Origin of the sequence: Corynebacterium jamesii, assembly GCF_046097395.1 — a bacterium.
Taxonomy (GTDB): Bacteria; Actinomycetota; Actinomycetes; order Mycobacteriales; family Mycobacteriaceae; genus Corynebacterium.
In genome coordinates this window covers 752035-773347 of the sequence record NZ_CP175789.1, presented here as the reverse complement: position 1 = coordinate 773347, position 21313 = coordinate 752035, and the positions used below count along the sequence as shown (strand labels likewise).

Below are 21313 nucleotides of genomic sequence, written 5' to 3'. Positions count from 1 at the left end.
CCGTCGTCTAGAACAGCCCGGAGATCACACCCTGCGCATCCACGTCGATGCGTTCAGCCGCGGGCTTCTTGGGCAGACCCGGTAGCGTCATCACGTCGCCGGTCATCGCCACCACAAAGCCTGCGCCGATACGCGGAACCAGCTCGCGAACGTGCAGGGTGTGGCCACTGGGCGCACCCAGGGCGCTGGGGTCGTCGCTGAAGGAATACTGCGTCTTCGACACGCACACTGGCAGCTTATCCCAGCCGTTATCCTTCAGAAACGCTAAATCCTTGACCGCCTGCGGGCCGAACTGCACGTCCGCCGCGCCGTAGATCTCCGTGGCAATCGTGCGCAAGGTGGCCTCCACGCCATCGACGGGCTGATAGATCTGATGGCTGGAGCTAGAGGCGCCGTCACCAGAAACACCATCGACCACTTCCAACACGGCAGAGGCCAGATCTGCCGCACCGGCACCGCCCTCGGCCCACACGTTGCACTCGACGACACGCACGCCGAAATGCTCGCCCCATTCTGCGATCTGCTGGCGATCCGTAGCGCTGTCAGTACTAAATAGGTTCAGCGCCACCACCGGCTCCACGCCGAACTTGCGGATATTGCTGACGTGGCGCTCCAGGTTCGCCAGACCGGCCTTCAGCACGGAATCGCCGTTGTGCTTTAGCGAACGAATTGTGGCCACCACGACGGTCGCCGCCACGTCCAGGTCGCCAGCGCGGGATTTGATGTCGAAGAACTTCTCCGCGCCCAGGTCGCTGCCGAAGCCGGCCTCGGTGAGCACGATCTCTGATAGATCCAGCGCCGTCGTCGTTGCGATCAGCGAGTTACAGCCATGCGCGATATTTGCAAAAGGCCCGCCGTGCACTAGTGCCGGCGTGCCACCCAGGGTCTGCACCAGGTTCGGGTTGATAGCGTCGCGCAGCAGCGCCGTGATGGCGCCCGCGCACTGCAGGTCGCCTGCAGTCACCGGCTGTCGGTTGTAGGTCTGGCCCACCACGATCCGGCTGATGCGCTTCTTCAGGTCTTCCAGGTCGGTGGCTAGGCACAGGATCGCCATGATCTCGCTGGCCGCCGTGATGTCAAAGCCGCCTTCGCGCGGAGTGCCCTGGCCGGGGCCGCCCAGGCCGGTGACCACGTGGCGCAGCGAGCGATCGTTAACGTCCAGGCAGCGCCGCCAGGTCACTCGCCGCGGGTCGATGCCCAATGCGTTGCCATGTTGCACGTGGTTGTCGAGAATGGCCGCCAGGGTATTGGTTGCGGCGGTAATGGCGTGCATGTCGCCGGTGAAGTGCAGATTAATGTCTTCCATTGGCACAATCTGCGCATAACCGCCGCCGGCCGCGCCACCCTTGATACCCATGACTGGCCCCTGGGAGGGCTCGCGGATTGCGACCATCGTCTGGCGCCCCGCGGCGCGCACCGCGTCCGCCAAGCCGATCAACACGGTGGACTTGCCCTCGCCGGCAGGCGTGGGGCTCATCGCCGTCACGAGCACGAGCTTGCCTTTTTTATTGACGCCCCCACGCTCCGCCTGCAAAGCGGGAACGTCGATCTTGGCCTTCGTGTGGCCGTAGGGGATGAGGGCGGCTTCCGGGATGCCGGCGCGCTCCGCGATGGCGGTGATGGGCTCCAGGGTGTGGGCCTGTGCGATCTCGACGTCGCTGGGTTGGGGATTGTTTGCAGTAGCAGAAGAACTAGTCATATTCCCAGAATAAACGCCTACCCCTTTAAGCCCCCGGATTAAAGGGTTGGGGGGAGAAGCCAACTAGACTTAGGGGTAATCGGGTGACCCCCCGGATATTGGCAAAACGATTCCCTCCAGTGAGGTAGTGAGGTATAGATGACCGACAACGCACACACCAAGCGCGATCTGCACAGTGATTGGAACGAGCGGCTGGGTCTGGCGCAGGAGATGCTGCCGCTGATCAGCCGCTTGCACCGCGATAAGAACGTGGTGACCTCCATCTTCGGCCGCCTGCTGGTAAACGTCACCGACATCGAGATCATCAAGTCCCACCGCTACGCCCGCCGCGTGGTGGAAAAGGAGCTGCCGCTAGAGCAGACCCTGCCGGTCCTACGCGAGCTGGTCGAGATGAACCTGGGCACCGCATCCATCGACATCGGCTCTCTGGCCAGCCGCTACAGCAAGGACTCCGAGGGCCTGACCCTGCGCGAGTACCTGGAGCGCGAACTGGCGGATGTCATCGGCGGCACGGAGCAGGTCGAGCCCCGCGACATCGTGCTCTACGGATTTGGCCGCATCGGCCGCCTGCTGGCCCGCATCCTGGTTGCCCGCGAGGCCACCTACGGCGGAGCCCGCCTGCGTGCCGTCGTCGTTCGTTCCAAGGGCGAGGGCGATCTGGTTAAGCGCGCCTCCCTGCTGCGCCGCGACTCCATTCACGGCGCCTTTGACGGCACTATCACCACGGATGAAGAGAACAACACGATCTGGGCCAACGGCACCCCGATCAAGATCATCTACGCCAACAACCCGGCGGAGATCGACTACACCTCTTACGGCATCAACGACGCAATCGTGGTGGACAACACCGGTGTGTGGCGCGATCGCGACGGCCTAGCCCAGCACCTGGAATCCAAGGGCGTGTCCAAGGTTCTGCTGACTGCCCCGGGCAAGGGTGACATCAAGAACATCGTCTATGGCATCAACCACGGCGCCATCACTGAAGATGATCGCATTTTGTCCGCGGCGTCGTGCACCACCAACGGCATCACCCCGGTCCTGAAGGTTATCAACGACCGCTACGGTGTGGAGCACGGCCACGTAGAGACCGTGCACTCCTTCACCAACGACCAGAACCTGATTGATAACTTCCACAAGGGCGACCGTCGCGGCCGCGCTGCAGGTCTGAACATGGTGCTTACCGCCACCGGTGCGGCGAAGGCCGTAGCCAAGGCGCTGCCGGAGTTCGCAGGCAAGCTGACGGGTAACGCCATCCGCGTTCCCACCCCGGACGTGTCCATGGCCGTGCTGAACCTGACCCTGGACAAGGAAGTCGAGGCCGACGAGGTGAACAACTTCCTGCGTCGCGTCTCCCTGCACTCTTCCCTGCGCCAGCAGATCGACTTCATTAAGTCTCCGGAGGTTGTTTCTACCGACTTTGTCGGCACCACCCACGCGGGCATCGTCGACGGCTTGGCCACCATTGCCAACGGCAAGCACTTGGTGCTGTACGTCTGGTACGACAACGAGTTCGGCTACTCCAACCAGGTGATCCGCATCGTCGAGGAGATCGCCGGCGTGCGCCCGCGCGTGCTGCCACAGCGCGCAGCTGCGCAGGACCTGTAACCGCCTAGAGCAGCATCAACAGCAGCACCTGGCAGCCGATGATCTTGCCGATCATCGCCGCCGGGTACACGGTGGCGTACCCGCGCATGGGTAGTTCGGTATCCGCCTGGTCGTTGAGGTAACTGATCACCGCGGGGTTCGTGGAGAATCCCGCGGCCATACCCATTGCTTCGTCCCACTTCAGGCGCAGCAGCCACATGCCCGCCAGGCCACAGCTGAGCGCGGAGGTGACGGTAACGATGAACCCGAGGGCGATGTAGCTGAGCGACGTAATGTCTGTTAGCGCGTCGCGGAAGCCCGTGCCCGCGATGGTGCCCACGCCCGCCAGGAAGATGGCCAGGCCCAGGCTGCTGAGGGCCTTGTTGGCGTGATAGGGGATCTGCCAACCGATGGGTCCGGTGCGGGCAAGGGCGCCGAAGATCAGGCCCATGACGATGGGGCCACCACCGAAGCCCAAGTTAAGAGTGGCTCCACCAGGCAGGGGGATGGGGATGGCACCGATCAACAGACCAATGGCCAGACCCAGGGTAAAGGGCAGTAGGTTCACATCGGCCAGAGAGCGCTCGGAATCGCCCAGAAATTGGGAGACTTCGTCGATGCGGTGCTTCGGCGTGACCACACGTACGCGGTCGGAGTACTGCAAGACGTCATCCGGGCCGGGCACTAGGTCCTCGTCGCCGCGGCGAATGCGGGCGATGATGAAGCCGTGGCTGATCGGGTCGATGTCCTTAATGCTGCGCCCAGCGATGCTGGGGTTAGAGACGGTGATGCGGCGGTAGCCGATGTAGGAGCTGTCCACGTCGATGTGCACCTCCTCGCCCAGCGCTGCGGTGGCCTTGTCTAGAGAATCGGGCGTACCGGTGATCACCACGATCATGCCGGGGTGCACCTCTGCGTCTGGATAGGCCAGCTTGTGGTCTTTTTCCTGTACGTCCTCGGTGGCGTGGTGGGGGCGAACTAGGCGGGTGACAATGATCTTCGTGTCCGCTATGGTGCGCAGGTCGCGCACGCAGCCCTCGATGCCCTCGCGCAGGCGCACACCGCGGTGCTCTAGTGGGGCGTGGAGTACCCCCTCATCGATGGCGTCCTGGCGGTGGTTGACCTTCAGCAGCTTCGCGCCGATGGCTGCCACGGCGATAGCGCCGAGCACACCGCCGGGGTATGCCAGGGAATAGCCAACCACAGGGTTGGCGGCAAGCTCTGGATGGGAGCTTTCCAGCATGTCTACGACGGCCGCCATACCGGGGGTGGAGGTCAGAGCTGCGGAGAACGAACCCGTGGCCGTCGCGGCCTCTACCCCCAGCAACGGCACCAGCAGCCACGTCAGCCCCATCAGACCGATGAGAAGCACAACGACGAAGAGGATCATTCGCCAGCCGCGTTCGCGGAAGTCGGCGAAGAAGGCGTGCCCGGCTGTCAACCCGATGGCGTAGACGAAGATCGCCAAGCCAAATTGGAAGAGTAAGGGTGGAAGCTGGATGTTGGGCTCCAGCGTGGAGAAGATGATGGCGACGAAAAGGATCGCCGCGGTGCCCAGCGCCATGCCGCCGATGCGGATTTTGCCGATGGCGAAACCGAGGGCGAGGATGATGACAAGGGCGATGAGTGGATTTTCAGCAAGGAATGCCAACATGCCTTTGATCTTATAAAGAAATCCCCGCCCACACGAAGTGGGCGGGGATCCTAGAGAAACCTCAGGTGAGGAGGACTTTGTTTACTTGCCGGAGATCAGGCCAGCCAGACCAGCGAGAGCGCCGCCGATCAGGCCGACGAGACCCTGGAAAAAGCTTGCAATCAGTTCAATCATGGGATTGATCCTTTCTGTGTGTAGTGGACGGCGCTAGGGGATTCTGTGGGTTGTTAGCGCCTTCACACTAACAATCGTTTGGCTTCCTAAAGTGTTACGTCGGCCTCACAATTTTCTCGAAAAAATCATGAAATTCATTCTTTTCGCTGGTGAGAGCCCGAAAAATTTTTTCCCTAGGCTGGGGCATATGGAACGTAACACTCTCTCGGGTCTCTTCTCCCGCACTAAAAGCCTCGACGGCGCGGGGTATGGGGCCTACAAGAAGCTGAAGGGCACATACAGCGAGTCCGGCTTGAGGGTCTCCATCGACCGCGTGCAGGCCGACCCCTATGCCAGCCCCTCCAAGGTGCGGCTCATCCTGCCCATGCAGGCCGCAGGCATCCCGCAGCAGCTCATCGACGATCCCGTCGGCAGGGTAGCGGTTGCCGACTTTTTAGCCCGCCGCATCCAGGCCGATCGCAATCGCCCGAAGAACGTGCATATCGGGGACGTTGGCCAACAGGTGCTCGAACGCACCCACGTGCTCGTCACTCCGGATCGCGTGGAAGCCCGCCTGCTTGTTGGTCTGCCAGCCAAGGGGCGCCGCATCCTCGGGCGCCAAGCCGCGCACCTGCTGGCCGACGATTTGCCCGCCCTCGCCGACGATTGTCTCTGCCACGACCGTTTCGCTGCCGCCGACGTAGAAGCCCTCGCGGATCACGTGGCTCTGCTGCGCGACCAGGAGGACCTTCGGACCCAACTGAAGCCCCGCAAGCTCGTCGCTTTCGTTGGCAATGGTGCTATCCTTCCGCGTGCTGCAGGCGATAGCGACCGCCCACTCACCACTGCCCAGGCCACTGCCTTCCAGTCTCCAGAGTCTCTCACCCAGACCTTCGTGCTTCCCAGCGGCCGCACCGTCACCGGCATGGGCATTCCCGAAGGGCTCACCGTTATTGTCGGCGGCGGATACCACGGCAAGTCCACACTCCTGCGCGCCTTGGAACGCGGGATTTACCCGCACATCGCTGGCGACGGTCGCGAGTGGGTTATCTCCCGTGCCGACGTCGCCAGCGTCCGCGCCGAGGACGGCCGCCCCATCATCGGCGACGATATCTCGCCGTTTATTACCAATCTGCCCACCGGTGCCGACACCCGCCACTTCACCACCACCAACGCTTCCGGCTCTACGTCTCAGGCCGCCAACGTCGTCGAGGCCCATGCCGCAGGCGCTTGCGCGCTGCTCATCGACGAAGATACCTCGGCCACCAACTTCATGATCCGCGACCGACTCATGCAGCGCCTCGTGCCGAACGACAAGGAGCCCATCACGCCGTTCGTGCAGCGTGTTCGTTCTTTATACGACGCCACCTCGGTCTCCACTGTCCTCATCGCTGGCGGCTCGGGTGCGTATCTGCGGCTGGCTGACACGGTCATTGCGATGGATGCCTACCGTCCCAGCGAGGTGACCGCACGTGCCCACGAAATTGCAGGGGAGGTAGAGGACACCGGGAACACCGGGGGCACAGAGGGCGGGGGAGAACCCGCACAGAACCGGTTCGATCATGTGACCGCCACGCGCGTCCTGGCCCGCGGAACCCTTAACTCTCGCAAGCCGCCGAAACCCCGCGGGCTATCCACTATCAGCGTGGATCGCTCCGACATCGACTTAAGCGCCGTCGGCCAGTTGGTGGCACCATCTCAAACGGCAGCGATCGCCGCGGCATTGGTGTGGCTGACTAAAAACGCTGATGGCCAGACCCCGCTGGTGGATCTGGTCGCTCGCTTGGAGCACCAGATCATCGAAAAGGGTCTGGCCGTGCTAGCGCCGGGGCGGGATCACCCCGGGCATTTGAGCCGCCCACGCGGGGCGGAGATCCTGGCAGCAGTAAACCGCTACAGGGATCTAAAGCTCGCTTAGAGAACCTGGAGCTTGTTCTTCTTCAGAACTTCCAGGCCACGGGTCGGGTAGTCGGTGATCAGGCCGTCCACCTTCGCATCGACCATGGCCTGCATGTCGGACTTCTCATTGACGGTCCAGGGCAGAACCTGCAGGCCGGCCTCGTGGGCGGAAGCCACGTTTTCCGGTGTGACCAGCTTGTAGTGCGGAGAGAGGATCTCGGCGCCCATCTGGGTTGCAGCCTTGTTAACGTCGCCACCTAGCTTGTCGTAGTCAACGTCACCGATCCACTGGGAGCCGGGCTTCCACGTGGTGGCGTCGTAAAGAAGAGCCAGAGAAATATCCGGCTGAGCCTTACGTACCAGCGGCAGGGAGCGCCAGTCGAAAGACTGGATAGTGGTGCGGGAGGTTGCCTTGTTGGCACGGACGACCGGCAGGATCGCGTCTACAAACTCCTGCGGGGTGGCGGACTTCTCGCGGTCCTCGGCCTCGATCTTGGTCTCGATGTTGAAGCGAATCTGCGGATCGACGGCGGCAATGTCGAAGACGTCCTGCAGCTGCAGCAGCTTGTTGGTCTCCTCGGCCTTGGCCTCCGGGAAGCCCTTCAAAACCTTGTTGCAGTTCAGAGTCTGCAGCTGGTTCCAGTTCAGCTCGTGCACGAGCTTGCCCACGTAGGGGAACTCCGGGTCGTTCTCGGTGGCCGGCTTGGTATCGGTGCACTTGTCGGCCTGGATCTCCGGGTCGTGCCAAACAACTGGGGTGCCGTCCTCGGCCATCACGATGTCCAGTTCCAGGGTGGATACGCCCATCTTCACGGACTCTTCGAATGCCTTGCGGGATTCCTCGGTGTGCTCGCCGCGACCGCCACGGTGCGACTGCAGGTCGAAGCCTTGCTGCTCTTCCGGCTGCGGCTTTGAGGAACCTGTTACGGATGAACCGATGGTGAGGTTAAAGGAGGAACCGGCGATGGAGGAGCCAACGGAGGAGTTGCTAGTGGCGGCAACTGCGGTGCCTGCGGAGCCGAGGGAAACGATGGCGGCCACTGCTGCGGCAGCGGTCTTGCGCCAGGTGAGGGATGTCTTCATGCTTTCCTAACTGGGGGAGCTACTTGTTAAAAGATCATGCGTCTACTGTGAGACAACGCACATGAATTTAACAAGGATTCAGCTAGTCTGCAGCGCGAGCTAGATCCACCCATTCGTTTTCGCCAGGTGCGCCGCCTCGTAGCGATTCCCGGCACCCGTCTTCGACATGATGCTGGAAATGTGATTTCGTACCGTGCCCGGCGAAAGGTGCAGCGCCTTGGCGATAGAAGGGGAGCTCTTGCCCTCGAAAAGCTGCTGGCACACCTCGGTTTCCCTCTCGCTAAGGGGATTATCGGGCGTCAATAAGCTTTCCCGGGCGAGCGTCGGGTCGACAACGCGCAGGCCGGCATGGACACGCCGGATCGCATTGGCCAGATCCTCGGGAGGCGTGTCCTTAACGATAAACCCGTCCACGCCCACCTCCATGGCACGTTTCACGTACCCGGCCTTGCCGAATGTCGTCACGATCAGGCAGCGGCACCGATTACCGGCAAGCTCCTTTGCGGCATCGATGCCGTTCATTCCGGGCATTTCGATGTCCAGCAGAGCCACGTCGATGGGCTGCTCCTGCGCGAGAGCCACGGCCTCGGTCCCAGTCGCGCATTCGGCGACCACCTCGATGTCCGGCTCCGAGTTAAGCAGCGCGATGAGCGCCCCGCGCACCAACGATTGATCCTCGGCAAGTAGTACACGAATCGTCATCGAGCGGCCTCCTCTGCCGCTGCGCTATCGTCGATCAGCTCGTCGTCGTCTTCCATGGCGATCAGCACGGTACTCAGGCCCCGTTCGCGGCGCACAATCAGCTTCCCACCGGCTTCCTCGACCCTCTCGCGCAGGCCGGTCAAACCGCCAGTTCCCTGCGTGGCTTCGCCGTTAAATCCGCAGCCGTCGTCGGTGACCTGCAGCTTGTCGGCTGTGACGCTCACCCAGCACGCGCTCGCCCCGGAGTGTCGCACGACGTTCGTCGTCAGCTCGCGCAGCCCCCAGGAAAACACTGTGTCGTGCGCGCCCGGTGCCTTCAGGAGTTCGGGTAGATGCGCGGTGACGCCCTTAGTTTCCAAAGCCCGGCGCGCCGCCTGCAGCTCACCGGCGAAGGTGGGTGTACGCATTCGGGTGACCGTCGAACGCACCTCCGCCAAGGCTAGGCGGGAGAGGTCACTGATTTCCTTGAGCTCCTGCTTTGCCTGCTCGGGGTTGCTATCCATTGTCCGCCGAGCGACCTCGGACTTCAGGTTGATCACCGTCAGCGAGTGGCCCAGCAGATCGTGCACATCCGTGGCAATGTTCTCCCGTTGCTGTGCCAGGTCCAGTTCGTGCCGCAGCTTGTGGCGGGATGCATCGTATTGGCTGAAAATCCCAAGTGCTACGAGCATCAGCGGCATGACGAAAAGGGTGAATGCAGCCCAGGTAAGGTCGCCCGGCGACCAGGCCCACACCGCGACAATCCCGAGTACACCTGTTGCAACTACGATCGGCAGTGCCTTCCGCAGCGTCAACGTGAATCCCAACATCGCGGCCAGATAGGGAGCAAAGGCCACCGCGCCAGATTGAAGTGCCGACACGCTAGCCAACGCAATGGCTAGCAGTATGCCCCAGCGCAGCAGTGCCCGCGTTAGTGTTCCCCAGTCGCGTGGAAAATATCCCAGCGAGCCGAAGGCGTAGAAGTAAAACGCACCGAAGGCAAGCATGCATATAGTCATCCAGGCCTTGGCCGTAATGCTGAATCCTTCCCCCGTGTAGACCTGAATTACGACGGGCACCAGGAATACCAGCCATATGGAAGCAAAGATGGCGGAATTCAGCTGGAAGCCGCCGGGGCGCATTAGCTTCGTCCCTTGTCTCGCTTGCTCATGAGCAGGCAAAAGCCTACGAAGATCGCCGTCCATACTGCGATGCTAACCCAGGCGTACCACATCGGGTCGAACAGCAGCCCTTGATCGAGCAATTGCGCGCCTTCTGCCAGCGGCCAGCGCACCAGCGTTACCGCGCCGTACATGGGGGTGAAACGCCCCACCTGCAGCAGCGTTCCGCTCAGTGGCATGAATACGTTGCCCGCGAAGGCGAGAATCACGATGGAGGCTGTGGCGATGGCCACTGTATTTTCTTTGGGGATCAGCAATGTCCATGCCAGGCCGTAGAATCCGAAGGGAATGGCACACAGTGCACATGCGATAAAGCTCAGTATCCACTGGTCAGCTTGCATGTGTGATTTCGTCAGCCCGCCGACAATAAACACTGCCGCTATCGGCAGCACTGCGCGCACGGTGATGCTTAAGGTAGTGGCGAAGGCGAGCTGCCAGGGACGCAGGGGTGTCAGCGCCAGCTGCCTACCCCATCCGCTGCGGCTATCGGTTACGGCAGATCCCGCCGCGCCAACTGCGCCTACCACGCCCGCGTAAAAGGCCATACCCAACATGACGAAGGCGGAGACGTTACCGCCGTTCATTTCCTGATCGCCGTAGTCCTGCAGTGCGCCGAAGATCAGGTAGAAGAAAATCGGTAGGCCGATGCTAAAGAAAAGGGTGGTCATGTCCCGGCGTAGGCGCAGCAGCTCGTGGGCGGCGAATTTCAGTGTGGTGCTCATGGTTAGGCCTCCGGGGTCTCGTTCGTCAGCGCGAGGAACGTGTCCTCCAAGCTGTGGCTGGTGATGTCGAGGTTGTGGGCGTCCGTTTCCGTCAACAGGTACCGGGCAAGCGCGTCAGAGTCTTCTGTCGATATTCGCAGGCGACGGCCGTTTGTTTCGCTACTTGTGACGCCCGGTAGTCCCGACAGATCCGGGAATCCACTGGGGAATTCGGCGCTAACCACGCGGTAGGAGCTCATGTTTCGTAGCTCGTCGGTGGTGCCGTCCGCAATGATCTTCCCCTTGTTCATAAGCACAATGCGCTGGGCGAAGTTATCGGCTTCCTCCAGGTAGTGGGTGGCGAAGATGATCGTGCGCCCTTGTTGGGCCTGGTTCTTCATGGAGTCCCAGAAGCGGTGGCGCGCGCCGGCATCCATCCCCGCGGTTGGTTCGTCGAGGATGAGGATGTCCGGATTGCCGAGGATGGCCAGGGCGAAGCGGATGCGTTGTTGCTCGCCGCCGGAGCATTTGCCTACGCGGCGCTTGTAGATCGGTTCCAGATTCGCTTGCTGGATTACTTCTTCAATCGGCAGGTGCTCCGGGAAGGCAGCGGCGATCATCTCCACCGTGTCCTTCACGGTCAGTTCGTTGAGCAGGCCGCCGGTCTGCATTAACGCGCTGATGTTTTGGTTGTATATCGCTTGCTTGGGGGAGTGTCCCATGACCTTAACTGTTCCGGCGGTCGGGGTGGTCAGCCCTAGGATCAGGTCCACAAGTGTGGTCTTTCCCGCGCCGTTGGTGCCCAGCAATGCGACGATCTCTCCCGGGCGGATGGTGAGGCTAACGTTCTTCAGCGCGTGCACTGGCTTACTGAAACGCGGAGTGAAGGTTTTGCTAATTCCGGCCACTTCAATGGCGTGTGTTAGCTGTCTTGTGTTCATGATTTTTACGCTAGTTCGCCAGCGAAAAGTGTGTACATCTTTTTCATCATGATTTGGCCCATGACGTTTGTCATGGGACTGCAAAAAGTTTCTTGAATTTTTCTGTTGCTAGGTCGTGGTAACAGGGAATCCGAAATGTGCGTTTTAGAGTAAACGAGATGAGTGTTACAGCTTCCGCCAGCGCGCACGGCGCCTCCAAGAGGTTGCCGGGCGTTTTTGGTGCGTTCGTGGCTTTCGCCCTTCTCGCCGCGTATGCGGTCTACCGGCTAACCTTGCCGGAAGTCCGTGCCTCTTGGTTCACCAATCTTTTCAAATGGCCCACAGACTTCAAGGTCTACTACAACGCCGCACTGGCGTTGAACCAGGGTGACGATCTTTATTCCCACCCCTTCGTCGGCGGCCTGCCGTTTACCTATCCGCCTTTCGCCGGTGTGATTTTCAAGATTCTGCCGCTGGCCTCCTTCCATGTTGCGGCCAGTATTTGGCTGGCACTCACTGCGGTTGTGCTATTGGCTGTGATCATCGGCGTTTTCCGCGAGCGTGGCTACGCCTGGTCACCGGGGATGATCCTTGTTTCTTTGACGGCGCTCGTCGCCTCGTTGAATCTGGCCCCGATCTTCGGCACGTTCTTCTGGGGTCAGATCAATATTTTCATCATGGGCCTGGTGGCCCTGGACTTCCTACGCAAACGCTCGGGCAATAGAGGCGCCGGCATTTTCAGCGGTCTTGCGGCCGGGATCAAGCTCACTCCGGCATTTTTCTACCTACCCCTGCTACTGGGGAAGCGTTGGCGAGCCATGATTTACATGACCCTGTCGATCCTCGCGACCGTTGTAATCGGCTACCTTTTCATCCCGGATGCTGGCGATTTTTGGAAAACCAAAATTTTCGAAACCAACCGCATCGGGGTAAAGGACAACCCTGGGGCACAGTCCCTCGGTGCGGTGCTGTATCGCCTGGGCTGCGACAGCTCCGCGGTGTGGCTGGCCTGCGCCGTGGCGATCCTCGCCCTATTCAGCATCGCGGCACTGGGCTGCTACCGCCGCAGCAATTATTCGATGATCATGGCCCTCGGTGGTGTCACTGCGTGCGTTATCTCGCCGTTTAGCTGGTATCACCACTGGGTGTTCTTGGTGCCGCTCTTTGTTGTCTTTCTGGACGCCGGGTTCCAGCTCGTACAGGCCGTCTCAGACAAGGTGAAGGGAGCGTTGGGATGGGTTGTTGAGCAGCTGCTGAGCTTTGCCGTAGTGGCCGTTTTGACGATAGTGTTCCTGCCTTTCGTCAGCAATGCCACTTCTCGCCGGTTCGGCTTCTTCGGCCAGGGAATGGCTCACGACAACCCGATTTTCAAGGGTAGTTTCACCTTTATGGGCGTGGCCTTCATCGTGCTGGCCGCTGCGTATTACACGGTCCGGTATTTCACGGACCGTCGCACTACTGGAACCGAGCGCGACGCTGCTGATTCTCTGTAGAGGTGCGTTCGGCAGAGTGTTTGGTCTGCCGAACTTCTGACGTTGACGACACCTCACATGTGACGTACAGTTTCCTGTACAGGAGGTGCGCTATGAAGACGTTTAGCTATACTGAGTCCCGCGCGAACTACGCGAAAGTGCTCAGCGATGTTGTCGACAATCGCGAGGAAGCTATCATCACCCGGGCTGGACACGAGGATGTCGTGATCGTTTCGCTCTCCGAGTACGAATCGCTGCGAGAAACTGCTTACCTTCTGCGCTCTCCCGAAAACGCTCGCCGCCTCCTCGGTTCCATCGAGAATTTGGAGCAGGAGCGCGGTGCTCACCATGACCTCATTGAGGACTAATGATTCTCGTTTGGGACGAGTCTGCCTGGGAGGACTATTTGTGGTGGCAGGCAACGGATCGCCGCACCCTGAAGAGAATTAACCGGCTCATTAAAGACATTGCCCACAATGGAAACGAGGGCATCGGCAAGCCTGAAGCCCTCAAGCACGGCCTCTCTGGCTATTGGTCCAGGCGGATCACCGATGAGCACCGCCTGGTGTACAAGGTAGTGGACGGAGAGATTCGCATCGCGGCTTGTCGATACCACTACGGGGGCTGACTTAGAACGGGTAGTCCGTGGCGTCGGGCGTCAAGAAAAGAACGCCGACGACCGTGCCCTCTCGGCTGACAGCGACCCGCGACATTAGTTCGCCGGCTTCATGGTTGAGCGTCGAGACGACGACCGATGTGCCTGTGCTTTTTGCGGAGAGTGCTTCTGACACCGGTGCCGCGTTGCGGTCTCCCTTGATGGGCACGATCGTCTGGTCGGTGATCTCCTGGAGTTCGCCAAAGTCGGTCAGGATTGATGTCCATACGTCCACGATGACGGACCAGGGGAGGTCCTCACGGATGTGCGGATCGAGCATTTCAATGGTTTCTGCTTCTTCGCCCTTGGAAATGTGGCGAATGAGCTTGTCGGAAATCTCTGGGAGATCTTTGGTTGATACTGGGGCCATGGTTTCTCCTGTGAAGGGGTTTCGCACCGCGCCGAATCGTTTGAAGGCTGCCTGGCGGGAAACGTTGAGCGCTTGTCCAATGTCCGCCCATGAATGTCCCGCATGTCTTGCTTGCGCGACGGCATCCTCTAACTCGTGTTCGGCGAGGCTGACTGCTTGCAGTGTGTGTCGGATATTTGTTAATGGATCCATGACCGCTAGTCAACCATGGGTTGACGCTAACGTCAACTAATGGTTGACGGGGGCTCTTAGGCCTTGAGCAATAGTCCATCGTGAGCCTATTCCTTATAGCTCAGCGCCAACCCAATACCTGCGCCAAGGGAGAGGCCAAAAATAACGCCAATTGGGATTAGGAAATCAAAGATAAGCGCGATAGCGATGCCGAGGACAAGGCCAATTGCAGCGCCGATGGCTACTCCGGTGTAATCGTTCTTTTTCTGTGGTGATGGTGAGGTCATGTCCCCAGAAAAATGAAACTTGGTCGGACTGACAGGATTTGAACCTGCGACCCCTACACCCCCAGTGTAGTGCGCTACCAAGCTGCGCCACAGTCCGCCGTCGCCCTCTAAAAAGGGCAACGGCGATAGGTTACCCCACTCCCATCGCCGTTATGAAATCCCCTGCTTATACCGGCTGCACGGCCTTGTCGCTCACAATAATGCCGTCCGAATCGCAGTAAATGTATTCGCCGGGGACAAAGTCCACGCCGCCGAAGCTCACCGTCACGTCGCGCTCGCCCTCACCGGTCTTCGTGGACTTGCGCGGGTTGGTGCCCAGCGCCTTGCAGCCGAATTCCATCTGGCCGATCACCTTGGAATCGCGGATCGGACCGTTAACCACCACTCCGGCCCAGCCGTGATCTTTGCCCAGACCAGCAATAATGTCGCCCACCAGCGCGGTGTGCATCGATGCATCGCCGTCGATCACCAGCACGCCACCCGGGTTCTCCTCCTGTAGCACCTTCTTCAGCAGCGCATTGTCCTGGAAGCACTTCACCGTGGTGATCTTGCCGCAGAACTCCACCACGCCGCCCAGGTCGCGGAACTGCGTATCGCAGCTGCGCACGTCGCTACCAATGATGTCCACCAGGTCGGCGGTCGGAATAAAGGTCAGTTTCTCTTCAGCCATGCCACCTACTTTAGGCGCAAGCCCTCCCACGCCGCGATGAATTCGCCCACTCGCTGTCCGGATCCTCGTTGCAAGAGCAGATGATCCATTCCCTCTAACGCCACCCAATCGGCTGTCGGCAAAGCCACCCGCATCGCATGCGCCTCCGCCACTGGAACTACCAGGTCATCGGGGGAGTGCAGCACCAGAGACGTGGCGTCACTAGAAGAAACGGCGGCCACAGTATCGGCCGAATCGGCCGCGGCGAGCTCATCCAGCAGCGCCTGCCCCAAAGAAAGCTCCCGCTGGCGCTCAAACATCTGCATAATCTCCGGCGCGCGCTTTGCGGTTTCCTGCAGTTCAAAAGGAGTGCCTACGGTCACGATGCTTTCCACCGAGGCAACGTCTGCCGCAGCCCGTTGCACCGCCGTACCTCCCAGCGAATGTCCCACCAACAGCTCCGCCCCGCCGAACCATTTCGCCGCCGCCTGCACATCGGACACGTTCGTCCCCAGCGTGGTCTCCTCGAACTTGCCACCCGAATCGCCCAGGCCAGCGAAATCGAAACGCAAGCTCGCATACCCTGCCCGCGCCAGCGCCTTGGAAATGCGCGTCACCCCAATTGCCCCGCGCGTACACGTAAAGCAATGCGCGACGACCGCCCGGCGCGGTGCCTCCTCCATCGTCACATCTCGTGGCATGTCCACCGTTCCTGCCAACTGCCAGCCATTTTCAGTGGGAATTGTCACGTGAACGGAGCGAATCGTGCGGGTCATGGATCGCCTCTTGCCATTAGTCGGTTAACGTGGTCAGTACATTTTTACATCTCATATTCGAAGGGCACACACATGGCATTTGACTGGTTCTGGAAGGCAATGGGATCTTCCCCGAAGAAGAATCAGAAGAAAAGCCGAGCCGTGGTCGCGCAAGCCGACTCGTCGCGTTACTCGGGGCTAAGCGATGCGGAGCTTCGGGACGCCGCCTCGGACGTGGTGACCGAACAATCCACTAGCGAGGATGGGCACCACTTCGGTGGGCAGGTAGACGACGCTTCCGCGCTGCTGGCAATCCTGCGCGAAGCGGCAAGCCGCACCCTGAACATGGAGCCTTTCGACGTGCAGATGCAGGGCACCTACCGCCTGCTGCACGGCGACGTGGTGGAGATGGCCACCGGTGAGGGCAAGACCCTCGCCGGCGCGATGGCCGCCGTGGGTTTTGCGCTGCAGGGCAAGCGTGTGCATGTCATCACGGTGAACAGCTACCTGGCTGGGCGCGATAACGACTGGATGGGCCCGATGTTTGATTTCTTCGGTCTGTCCCACGGTGCGATCAACGAGGATCTTACTGCCGATGAGCGCCGCGACATCTATTCCCGGGACGTTATCTTTGGTGCCATCAACGAGCTCGGCTTTGATGTCCTGCGCGATCAGCTGATTACCCGCCGCGCGGACCAGGTGCGCACCCCGGCGGACGTGGCCGTCATAGACGAGGCCGACTCGGTGATGGTCGACGAGGCCCTGGTTCCGCTGGTGCTCGCGGGCTCCGAGCCGGGCCCAGCCCCCGCCGGCCGCATTACCGACCTGGTCAAGCGCATGGAGGAAGACAAGCACTTCCATGTCTCCGAGGATCACCGCAACGTCTTCCTCACCGACGAGGGCGCAGAGTTTGTGGAGAAGCAGCTGGATGTGGAATCGCTCTACGAAGACGAAGGCGAGTTGCTAGTGCAGGTCAATGTTGCTCTGCACGCCGAGCACCTGCTGATCCGCGACGTACACTACATCGTGCGTGACGGAAAGGTTGCTCTTATTGACGGCTCCCGCGGCCGCGTGGCCGAGCTGCAGCGTTGGCCCGACGGCCTGCAGGCGGCAGTGGAGGCCAAGGAGGGGCTGGCCGTGACCGACGGCGGGCGCATCCTCGACCAGGTGACCATTCAGGCACTGGTAGGCATGTACCCCGAAGTCTGCGGCATGACCGGCACCGCACTGGCCGCCGGCGATCAGCTGCGCCAGTTCTACAACCTGCAGGTATCCGTCATCGAGCCGAATGTGCCGAATGTGCGCTTCGACGAGGCCGACCGAGTGTACGTCTCCGCTGCCGAGCGAAACGATGCTGTGGTGAAGCACATCGTGGAGGTACAGAAGACCGGCCAGCCGCAGCTGGTAGGCACCCAGGACGTTGCGGAATCCGAGGAACTGGCAGAAGCATTGCGGTCTGCGGGTGTGGAGTGCTCCGTGCTGAACGCGAAGAACCACGAGGCCGAGGCGGCAGTGGTCGCCGAGGCCGGTCGCCCAGGCCGCGTGACCGTTTCTACCCAGATGGCTGGTCGCGGTACAGACATCAAGCTGGGCGGTACAGACGAGGCCGAGCGCGAAGAGGTCGTAGAAATCGGTGGCCTGCATGTCGTAGGCGTGGGGCGTTTCCGCTCCCAGCGCCTGGATAACCAGCTGCGAGGCCGCGCGGGGCGCCAGGGTGACCCGGGCAGTTCGGTTTTCTTCGTCTCCCTGGAGGATGACGTTGTAGCTGTCGGTGGCGCAGGGGAGGAGCTGCAGGCTCAGCCCGAGGACGACGGCCTGCTACCGCAGAAGAAGGTCCAGCAGTTCGTGGACCACTGCCAGCGCGTGACCGAGGGGCAGATGTTGGACATCCACGCCACCACGTGGAAGTACAACAAGCTGATCAAGGATCAGCGCGACATCGTCAACGACCGCCGCGATACTCTGCTGGATACCGCCGCGGCCTGGGACGACCTGAGCTACCACAACGTTGAGCGCGCCGCGGAGCTTAAGAAGCAGGGCATTAGCGAGGATGTGCTGGAGCAGGCAGCCCGCGAAATTATGCTGTTCCACCTGGATCACGAGTGGTCCGAGCACCTGGCTTACCTAGATGACGTGCGCGAGTCCATCCACCTGCGCGCTATTGCCCGCGAATCGCCGATCGACGAGTTCCACCGTATGTCCATCGCCGCATTCGGTGAGTTGGCTGAACGTGCCGTCAACAAGGCTCGAGAGACGTTTGACGAGGTAGAGATCACCTCTGAAGGCGCCCAGCTAGGCGAAATGGGGCTGCACAAGCCCAGCGCGACCTGGACTTACATGGTGAACGACAACCCGCTTTCCTCCTCCGGGGGGTCTGTAATGGGGTCTATCGTTCAGATGTTCCGCTAGCTGCTTTAGGGTATTGTTAGACGTATTGTTAGTTCCGAACCGATTAGTTCGAATGAGAGGACTTGAAAGCTATGAGCGATAACACCGGAGTGCCGGAGGCTTCTGTTGAGACCACGTCGGTCTTCCGCGCAGATCTTCTGAAGGAGATGGAGTCTGGCTCCCAGCACGATGCCTCTCCCGCCGGTGTGGAGGGTCTTCCCGAGGGCTCCGCGCTGCTGGTTGTGAAGCGTGGCCCGAACGCTGGCTCCCGCTTCCTGCTGGATCAGGAGACCACCGCGGCTGGCCGCCACCCCGATAGCGACATCTTCCTCGATGACGTCACCGTTTCCCGTCGCCACGCTGAGTTCCGCCGCAATGGCGACCAGTACGAGGTTGTCGACGTGGGATCCCTGAACGGTACCTACGTTAACCGCGAGCCGAAGAACTCTTCCGTTCTGTCCAACGGCGACGAAATCCAGATCGGCAAGTTCCGCCTGGTGTTCCTGAACGGTTCGAAGGAAGCCTAAGGAAAAGTGAGCGCACAGAGAAGCCACGTCAGCGCTCCTGTACCTTCCTCCTCGCCAGCCGGTAAGGTTCTTCCCACCTCGTCCATCGGCGATGTGCTGAAGCAGTTGAAGCCGGACTTCCCAGACGTAACCGTCTCGAAGATCCGCTTCCTGGAATCCGAGGGGTTGGTGAGCCCACGCCGTTCCCAGAGCGGCTACCGGCGCTTTTCGCCGGAGGATATTTCCAGGCTGCGATACATTCTGACCCTCCAGCGGGATAACTACCTGCCGCTGAAGGTTATTCGCGAACGTCTCGAGGCGATGGACTCCGGCAAGGTCACTCCTGTGACCGCCGCCCGTAAGTCCGCCCCCGGTGCGATTTCACCGGAGCAGATGCGGGCCACCCAGTCTCGTCGTCTGACCCGCGCGGATGTAACAGCGCGCGCCAATGTGCAGGATTCCTTCACCGGAGCCCTGATTCGTATGGGTCTGATCGCCGCGGATCCGGCTGGCTTCTACTCGGTCGACGACGTAGAGATCGTGCAGATCGCGCAGAATCTCACCGACCACGGTCTGGATAACCGCCACCTAAAGGCTTTGCTGACCATCGCGAACCGCCAGTTCGATATGGTCTCCCGCATTGCCGACCCGCTGGCTCACGGCCGTGACGAGAACGCGCAGCAGCGTTCAGCCGAGACTGCCCGCGAGATGTCTGCGCTGATCATTTCCCTCAACACGGCGCTAGTGAAGGGCAACCTTGGCTAAGGGCACCGAAGTCGTTTTCCTCGGTCGCGCGGTCGGCAGTTCCCTGGGCTCCGGCGACCCCGTGCCCGATTGTCTTATTTTTATGACGCCCCAGCGCACCCACATCCTGCCGATCTGGGTAGAGCCAACGCTGGATCTGGGTGGGCGGCCCACAGACGGCGAAGTGCTGGCGAACATCCTGAAGAACGACGAGGCTCGCGATCCTTGGTTCGCCCGCATCACCACCAACTCCCGGGGGCAGATGACCGCCGGACTGGTGCTGGAGGAAGGGGAGTCGGAGCGTTTCATCGACATCCGCCCTTCCATCCTGGAACCCCTGTGGCACGCGGGCGTGTTGTTCGACGTGCGCGTCGCCCCTGGCGTGGAAGATGCCTTGATCCGCGTGAACCCCACCTGGGCCGAGGAGCTGGAAGCCAAGCTCAAACAAGTCGACGAAGACGGCGACCAGGTGGACTTCTTGTTGGATTGGAGCCAGGAGGACATGGGCTTCACCGCCAGCGACAACGCAGACTCCGATTTTCAGCAGATGTGGGAAGGCCTGGGACTGTCGAGTGACCTCGACGACTGGTTGAAGGAATGACACGCCTGTTGTTACACATGTGATTTTTGTGACTCGTGTTAAAGTAATGTTCGGCTAGCGGTTGACTGTGCCGCAAACCGGTCTAATCTTTAGAAGAGAATTGAAATTACACCAGGAGTCTTTCATGCAGGATGCCCTTTTCGACGTCCATGGCCCCGACGACGAGGTCGGCTACCGCGTGCCGATCGCCTGCCAGGTCGCTGGCATTACCTACCGCCAGCTGGATTATTGGGCGCGCACCAAGTTGGTTCAGCCCAGCATCCGTAACGCCGCTGGTTCCGGCTCGCAGCGTCTGTACTCCTTCCGCGACATTCTGGTGCTGAAGATCGTGAAGGGGCTGCTAGATACCGGCATCTCCCTGCAGAACATCCGCAAGGCTGTGGAGAAGCTGGAGAACCTGGGCGTGGACGACCTCGCCGGCATCACCCTCGTCTCCGACGGCCACACCGTCTACGAGTGCCGCTCCTCCGAAGAGGTCATCGACCTCTTGAACGGCGGCCAGGGCGTATTCGGCATCGCTGTCCCGGGACTGATGAAGGAACTCACCGGAACCATCACCGCCTTCCCCTCCGAGAAGGTTGTTCAGGATGCCGCCATCGACGAGCTGGCTGAGCGCCGCCGTCGCCGCATGGCCTAGAGCCCACGCATGAAAGCTCCCCGCGCCCGCTGATCCAGCTCCGGCAGGGGACGGTTCCGCAGCTGCGGGGCCAGCACTCCATTTTTCTCTTCCGCAATCTCCACCTTGGAAACCGCCAGCGCCTCGTCGGCCTTCTGCCGATCCGCTGGCTTCCACAGCACAGCCCCTGGTTGGCCGCCCTCGCCCCACGCCTTATAGCCGTTGATGGCTTCCGCGTCCGGCTTCCGCACCGCTTCTGCCTTCAGGCAGTGGTCCAGTTCCACCTCATTGGCGGCGTTGAATTTGCGCACCGCGTCCTGCAACTCCGCCTCGTCAGCGGCCCACACCTGCAGTACAAAGTCCCCCTGCGGGCACTCCGGTTCCGCCAGCTGATCCTGGTTGCTGCGCGCCAACACCACCCAACCGACAACCAGCACCACAACCACGATCAGAGCTACCAACGCGCCCCAGATCCAGCCTGCGACCCGATAGTTCTGCTTGCCACTTGCGTGCCGTGCCACGATGGAATCCTCCCAGTAGTTTT

The 21313-nt window shown here is 60.9% G+C and carries 22 protein-coding genes and 1 tRNA gene; 10 read left to right on the top strand and 13 right to left on the bottom strand.

Annotated features, from left to right (window positions below):
- Nucleotides 1–7: 7 nt before the first annotated feature.
- Complete coding sequence (locus ACKFRT_RS03565) at nucleotides 8–1699, bottom strand: formate--tetrahydrofolate ligase (RefSeq protein WP_408925772.1); 1692 nt, start codon at nucleotides 1697–1699, stop codon at nucleotides 8–10.
- Nucleotides 1700–1837: 138 nt separating this feature from the next.
- On the opposite strand from ACKFRT_RS03565, the gene ACKFRT_RS03560 reads away from it, so the two are divergent.
- On the top strand, nucleotides 1838–3304 hold the full coding sequence (locus ACKFRT_RS03560) for a glyceraldehyde-3-phosphate dehydrogenase (RefSeq protein ID WP_296214477.1): 1467 nt from the start codon (nucleotides 1838–1840) through the stop codon (nucleotides 3302–3304).
- Between the two features lie 4 nt (nucleotides 3305–3308).
- On the opposite strand, the gene ACKFRT_RS03555 is transcribed toward ACKFRT_RS03560, so the two are convergent.
- Nucleotides 3309–4937, bottom strand: coding sequence for an aspartate:alanine exchanger family transporter (locus ACKFRT_RS03555; RefSeq protein ID WP_408925771.1), 1629 nt, complete (start codon nucleotides 4935–4937; stop codon nucleotides 3309–3311).
- 361 nt (nucleotides 4938–5298) lie between these two features.
- On the opposite strand from ACKFRT_RS03555, the gene ACKFRT_RS03550 reads away from it, so the two are divergent.
- Complete coding sequence (locus ACKFRT_RS03550; RefSeq protein WP_408925770.1) at nucleotides 5299–7008, top strand: ABC-ATPase domain-containing protein; 1710 nt, start codon at nucleotides 5299–5301, stop codon at nucleotides 7006–7008.
- Here ACKFRT_RS03550 and ACKFRT_RS03545 read toward each other — a convergent pair.
- From ACKFRT_RS03545 to ACKFRT_RS03525, 5 genes are all read right to left on the bottom strand, one after another.
- Nucleotides 7005–8072 carry a glycerophosphodiester phosphodiesterase family protein gene (locus ACKFRT_RS03545; protein WP_296214483.1) on the bottom strand — a complete coding sequence of 356 codons (1068 nt, stop codon included), beginning with the start codon at nucleotides 8070–8072 and terminating at the stop codon, nucleotides 7005–7007. The two genes, ACKFRT_RS03550 and ACKFRT_RS03545, sit on opposite strands and share 4 nt — an antisense overlap.
- Before the next feature lie 99 nt (nucleotides 8073–8171).
- Nucleotides 8172–8774 carry a response regulator transcription factor gene (locus ACKFRT_RS03540; RefSeq protein ID WP_408925769.1) on the bottom strand — a complete coding sequence of 201 codons (603 nt, stop codon included), beginning with the start codon at nucleotides 8772–8774 and terminating at the stop codon, nucleotides 8172–8174.
- Nucleotides 8771–9895 (bottom strand): histidine kinase, encoded by a 1125-nt coding sequence (locus ACKFRT_RS03535; protein WP_408925768.1) that lies wholly within the window; start codon nucleotides 9893–9895, stop codon nucleotides 8771–8773. Before ACKFRT_RS03535 ends, ACKFRT_RS03540 begins: the two co-directional genes overlap by 4 nt.
- A complete protein-coding gene (locus ACKFRT_RS03530; RefSeq protein ID WP_408925767.1) occupies nucleotides 9895–10656 on the bottom strand; it encodes an ABC transporter permease in 762 nt (253 codons plus the stop codon). Before ACKFRT_RS03530 ends, ACKFRT_RS03535 begins: the two co-directional genes overlap by 1 nt.
- A gap of 2 nt (nucleotides 10657–10658) precedes the next feature.
- Entirely contained in the window at nucleotides 10659–11576 is a 918-nt protein-coding gene (locus tag ACKFRT_RS03525; protein WP_408925766.1) for an ABC transporter ATP-binding protein, read from the bottom strand.
- A 227-nt stretch (nucleotides 11577–11803) separates the two neighbouring features.
- Here ACKFRT_RS03525 and ACKFRT_RS03520 point away from each other — a divergent pair, with 227 nt between their 5' ends.
- The 3 genes from ACKFRT_RS03520 to ACKFRT_RS03510 all read left to right on the top strand — a co-directional run bounded on the left by ACKFRT_RS03520 (nucleotide 11804) and on the right by ACKFRT_RS03510 (nucleotide 13655).
- Nucleotides 11804–13048 carry a glycosyltransferase 87 family protein gene (locus ACKFRT_RS03520; RefSeq protein ID WP_408925765.1) on the top strand — a complete coding sequence of 415 codons (1245 nt, stop codon included), beginning with the start codon at nucleotides 11804–11806 and terminating at the stop codon, nucleotides 13046–13048.
- A gap of 92 nt (nucleotides 13049–13140) precedes the next feature.
- Entirely contained in the window at nucleotides 13141–13395 is a 255-nt protein-coding gene (locus ACKFRT_RS03515) for a type II toxin-antitoxin system Phd/YefM family antitoxin (RefSeq protein ID WP_408925764.1), read from the top strand.
- A complete protein-coding gene (locus tag ACKFRT_RS03510) occupies nucleotides 13395–13655 on the top strand; it encodes a Txe/YoeB family addiction module toxin (protein WP_408925763.1) in 261 nt (86 codons plus the stop codon). Before ACKFRT_RS03515 ends, ACKFRT_RS03510 begins: the two co-directional genes overlap by 1 nt.
- A 1-nt stretch (nucleotide 13656) precedes the next feature.
- Here ACKFRT_RS03510 and ACKFRT_RS03505 read toward each other — a convergent pair whose 3' ends face one another.
- The 5 genes from ACKFRT_RS03505 to ACKFRT_RS03485 all read right to left on the bottom strand — a co-directional run bounded on the left by ACKFRT_RS03505 (nucleotide 13657) and on the right by ACKFRT_RS03485 (nucleotide 15935).
- Nucleotides 13657–14244, bottom strand: coding sequence for a hypothetical protein (locus ACKFRT_RS03505; protein WP_408925762.1), 588 nt, complete (start codon nucleotides 14242–14244; stop codon nucleotides 13657–13659).
- An 86-nt stretch (nucleotides 14245–14330) separates the two neighbouring features.
- Nucleotides 14331–14510, bottom strand: coding sequence for a hypothetical protein (locus tag ACKFRT_RS03500; protein WP_408925761.1), 180 nt, complete (start codon nucleotides 14508–14510; stop codon nucleotides 14331–14333).
- A gap of 20 nt (nucleotides 14511–14530) precedes the next feature.
- Nucleotides 14531–14607 (bottom strand) — tRNA-Pro (locus ACKFRT_RS03495).
- A 69-nt stretch (nucleotides 14608–14676) separates the two neighbouring features.
- Nucleotides 14677–15180: a ribonuclease E activity regulator RraA gene (gene rraA, locus ACKFRT_RS03490; RefSeq protein ID WP_408925760.1), complete on the bottom strand. Its 504-nt coding sequence runs from the start codon at nucleotides 15178–15180 to the stop codon at nucleotides 14677–14679.
- 5 nt (nucleotides 15181–15185) lie between these two features.
- On the bottom strand, nucleotides 15186–15935 hold the full coding sequence (locus ACKFRT_RS03485) for an alpha/beta hydrolase family protein (RefSeq protein ID WP_408925759.1): 750 nt from the start codon (nucleotides 15933–15935) through the stop codon (nucleotides 15186–15188).
- Between the two features lie 72 nt (nucleotides 15936–16007).
- Here ACKFRT_RS03485 and secA2 point away from each other — a divergent pair, with 72 nt between their 5' ends.
- From secA2 to ACKFRT_RS03460, 5 genes are all read left to right on the top strand, one after another.
- Nucleotides 16008–18323, top strand: a complete 2316-nt coding sequence (gene secA2, locus ACKFRT_RS03480; RefSeq protein ID WP_408925758.1) for an accessory Sec system translocase SecA2 — start codon at nucleotides 16008–16010, stop codon at nucleotides 18321–18323.
- Between the two features lie 71 nt (nucleotides 18324–18394).
- Nucleotides 18395–18829 carry an oxoglutarate dehydrogenase inhibitor Odhl gene (gene odhI, locus ACKFRT_RS03475; RefSeq protein ID WP_005294594.1) on the top strand — a complete coding sequence of 145 codons (435 nt, stop codon included), beginning with the start codon at nucleotides 18395–18397 and terminating at the stop codon, nucleotides 18827–18829.
- Nucleotides 18830–18835: 6 nt separating this feature from the next.
- Entirely contained in the window at nucleotides 18836–19573 is a 738-nt protein-coding gene (locus ACKFRT_RS03470) for a MerR family transcriptional regulator (RefSeq protein WP_296214504.1), read from the top strand.
- Nucleotides 19566–20153 carry a hypothetical protein gene (locus tag ACKFRT_RS03465; RefSeq protein WP_408925757.1) on the top strand — a complete coding sequence of 196 codons (588 nt, stop codon included), beginning with the start codon at nucleotides 19566–19568 and terminating at the stop codon, nucleotides 20151–20153. The genes ACKFRT_RS03470 and ACKFRT_RS03465 overlap by 8 nt, the downstream gene beginning before the upstream one ends.
- 124 nt (nucleotides 20154–20277) lie before the next feature.
- On the top strand, nucleotides 20278–20790 hold the full coding sequence (locus ACKFRT_RS03460) for a MerR family transcriptional regulator (protein ID WP_005294601.1): 513 nt from the start codon (nucleotides 20278–20280) through the stop codon (nucleotides 20788–20790).
- Here ACKFRT_RS03460 and ACKFRT_RS03455 read toward each other — a convergent pair.
- On the bottom strand, nucleotides 20787–21290 hold the full coding sequence (locus ACKFRT_RS03455; RefSeq protein ID WP_408925756.1) for a hypothetical protein: 504 nt from the start codon (nucleotides 21288–21290) through the stop codon (nucleotides 20787–20789). The genes ACKFRT_RS03460 and ACKFRT_RS03455 overlap by 4 nt on opposite strands.
- Nucleotides 21291–21313: the final 23 nt, after the last annotated feature.

What these genes read in the sequence shown, in the direction of transcription:
- ACKFRT_RS03560 (WP_296214477.1), top strand. Translation starts at nt 1,838, where the DNA reads ATGACCGACAACGCACACACCAAGCGCGATCTGCACAGTGATTGGAAC.
- secA2 (WP_408925758.1), top strand. Translation starts at nt 16,008, where the DNA reads ATGGCATTTGACTGGTTCTGGAAGGCAATGGGATCTTCCCCGAAGAAG.
- ACKFRT_RS03510 (WP_408925763.1), top strand. Translation starts at nt 13,395, where the DNA reads ATGATTCTCGTTTGGGACGAGTCTGCCTGGGAGGACTATTTGTGGTGG.
- ACKFRT_RS03530 (WP_408925767.1), bottom strand. Translation starts at nt 10,656, where the DNA reads ATGAGCACCACACTGAAATTCGCCGCCCACGAGCTGCTGCGCCTACGC.
- ACKFRT_RS03540 (WP_408925769.1), bottom strand. Translation starts at nt 8,774, where the DNA reads ATGACGATTCGTGTACTACTTGCCGAGGATCAATCGTTGGTGCGCGGG.
- ACKFRT_RS03460 (WP_005294601.1), top strand. Translation starts at nt 20,278, where the DNA reads ATGCAGGATGCCCTTTTCGACGTCCATGGCCCCGACGACGAGGTCGGC.
- ACKFRT_RS03500 (WP_408925761.1), bottom strand. Translation starts at nt 14,510, where the DNA reads ATGACCTCACCATCACCACAGAAAAAGAACGATTACACCGGAGTAGCC.
- ACKFRT_RS03555 (WP_408925771.1), bottom strand. Translation starts at nt 4,937, where the DNA reads ATGTTGGCATTCCTTGCTGAAAATCCACTCATCGCCCTTGTCATCATC.
- ACKFRT_RS03525 (WP_408925766.1), bottom strand. Translation starts at nt 11,576, where the DNA reads ATGAACACAAGACAGCTAACACACGCCATTGAAGTGGCCGGAATTAGC.
- ACKFRT_RS03535 (WP_408925768.1), bottom strand. Translation starts at nt 9,895, where the DNA reads ATGCGCCCCGGCGGCTTCCAGCTGAATTCCGCCATCTTTGCTTCCATA.
- ACKFRT_RS03505 (WP_408925762.1), bottom strand. Translation starts at nt 14,244, where the DNA reads ATGGATCCATTAACAAATATCCGACACACACTGCAAGCAGTCAGCCTC.
- odhI (WP_005294594.1), top strand. Translation starts at nt 18,395, where the DNA reads ATGAGCGATAACACCGGAGTGCCGGAGGCTTCTGTTGAGACCACGTCG.
- ACKFRT_RS03515 (WP_408925764.1), top strand. Translation starts at nt 13,141, where the DNA reads ATGAAGACGTTTAGCTATACTGAGTCCCGCGCGAACTACGCGAAAGTG.
- ACKFRT_RS03485 (WP_408925759.1), bottom strand. Translation starts at nt 15,935, where the DNA reads ATGACCCGCACGATTCGCTCCGTTCACGTGACAATTCCCACTGAAAAT.
- ACKFRT_RS03550 (WP_408925770.1), top strand. Translation starts at nt 5,299, where the DNA reads ATGGAACGTAACACTCTCTCGGGTCTCTTCTCCCGCACTAAAAGCCTC.
- ACKFRT_RS03545 (WP_296214483.1), bottom strand. Translation starts at nt 8,072, where the DNA reads ATGAAGACATCCCTCACCTGGCGCAAGACCGCTGCCGCAGCAGTGGCC.
- ACKFRT_RS03565 (WP_408925772.1), bottom strand. Translation starts at nt 1,699, where the DNA reads ATGACTAGTTCTTCTGCTACTGCAAACAATCCCCAACCCAGCGACGTC.
- rraA (WP_408925760.1), bottom strand. Translation starts at nt 15,180, where the DNA reads ATGGCTGAAGAGAAACTGACCTTTATTCCGACCGCCGACCTGGTGGAC.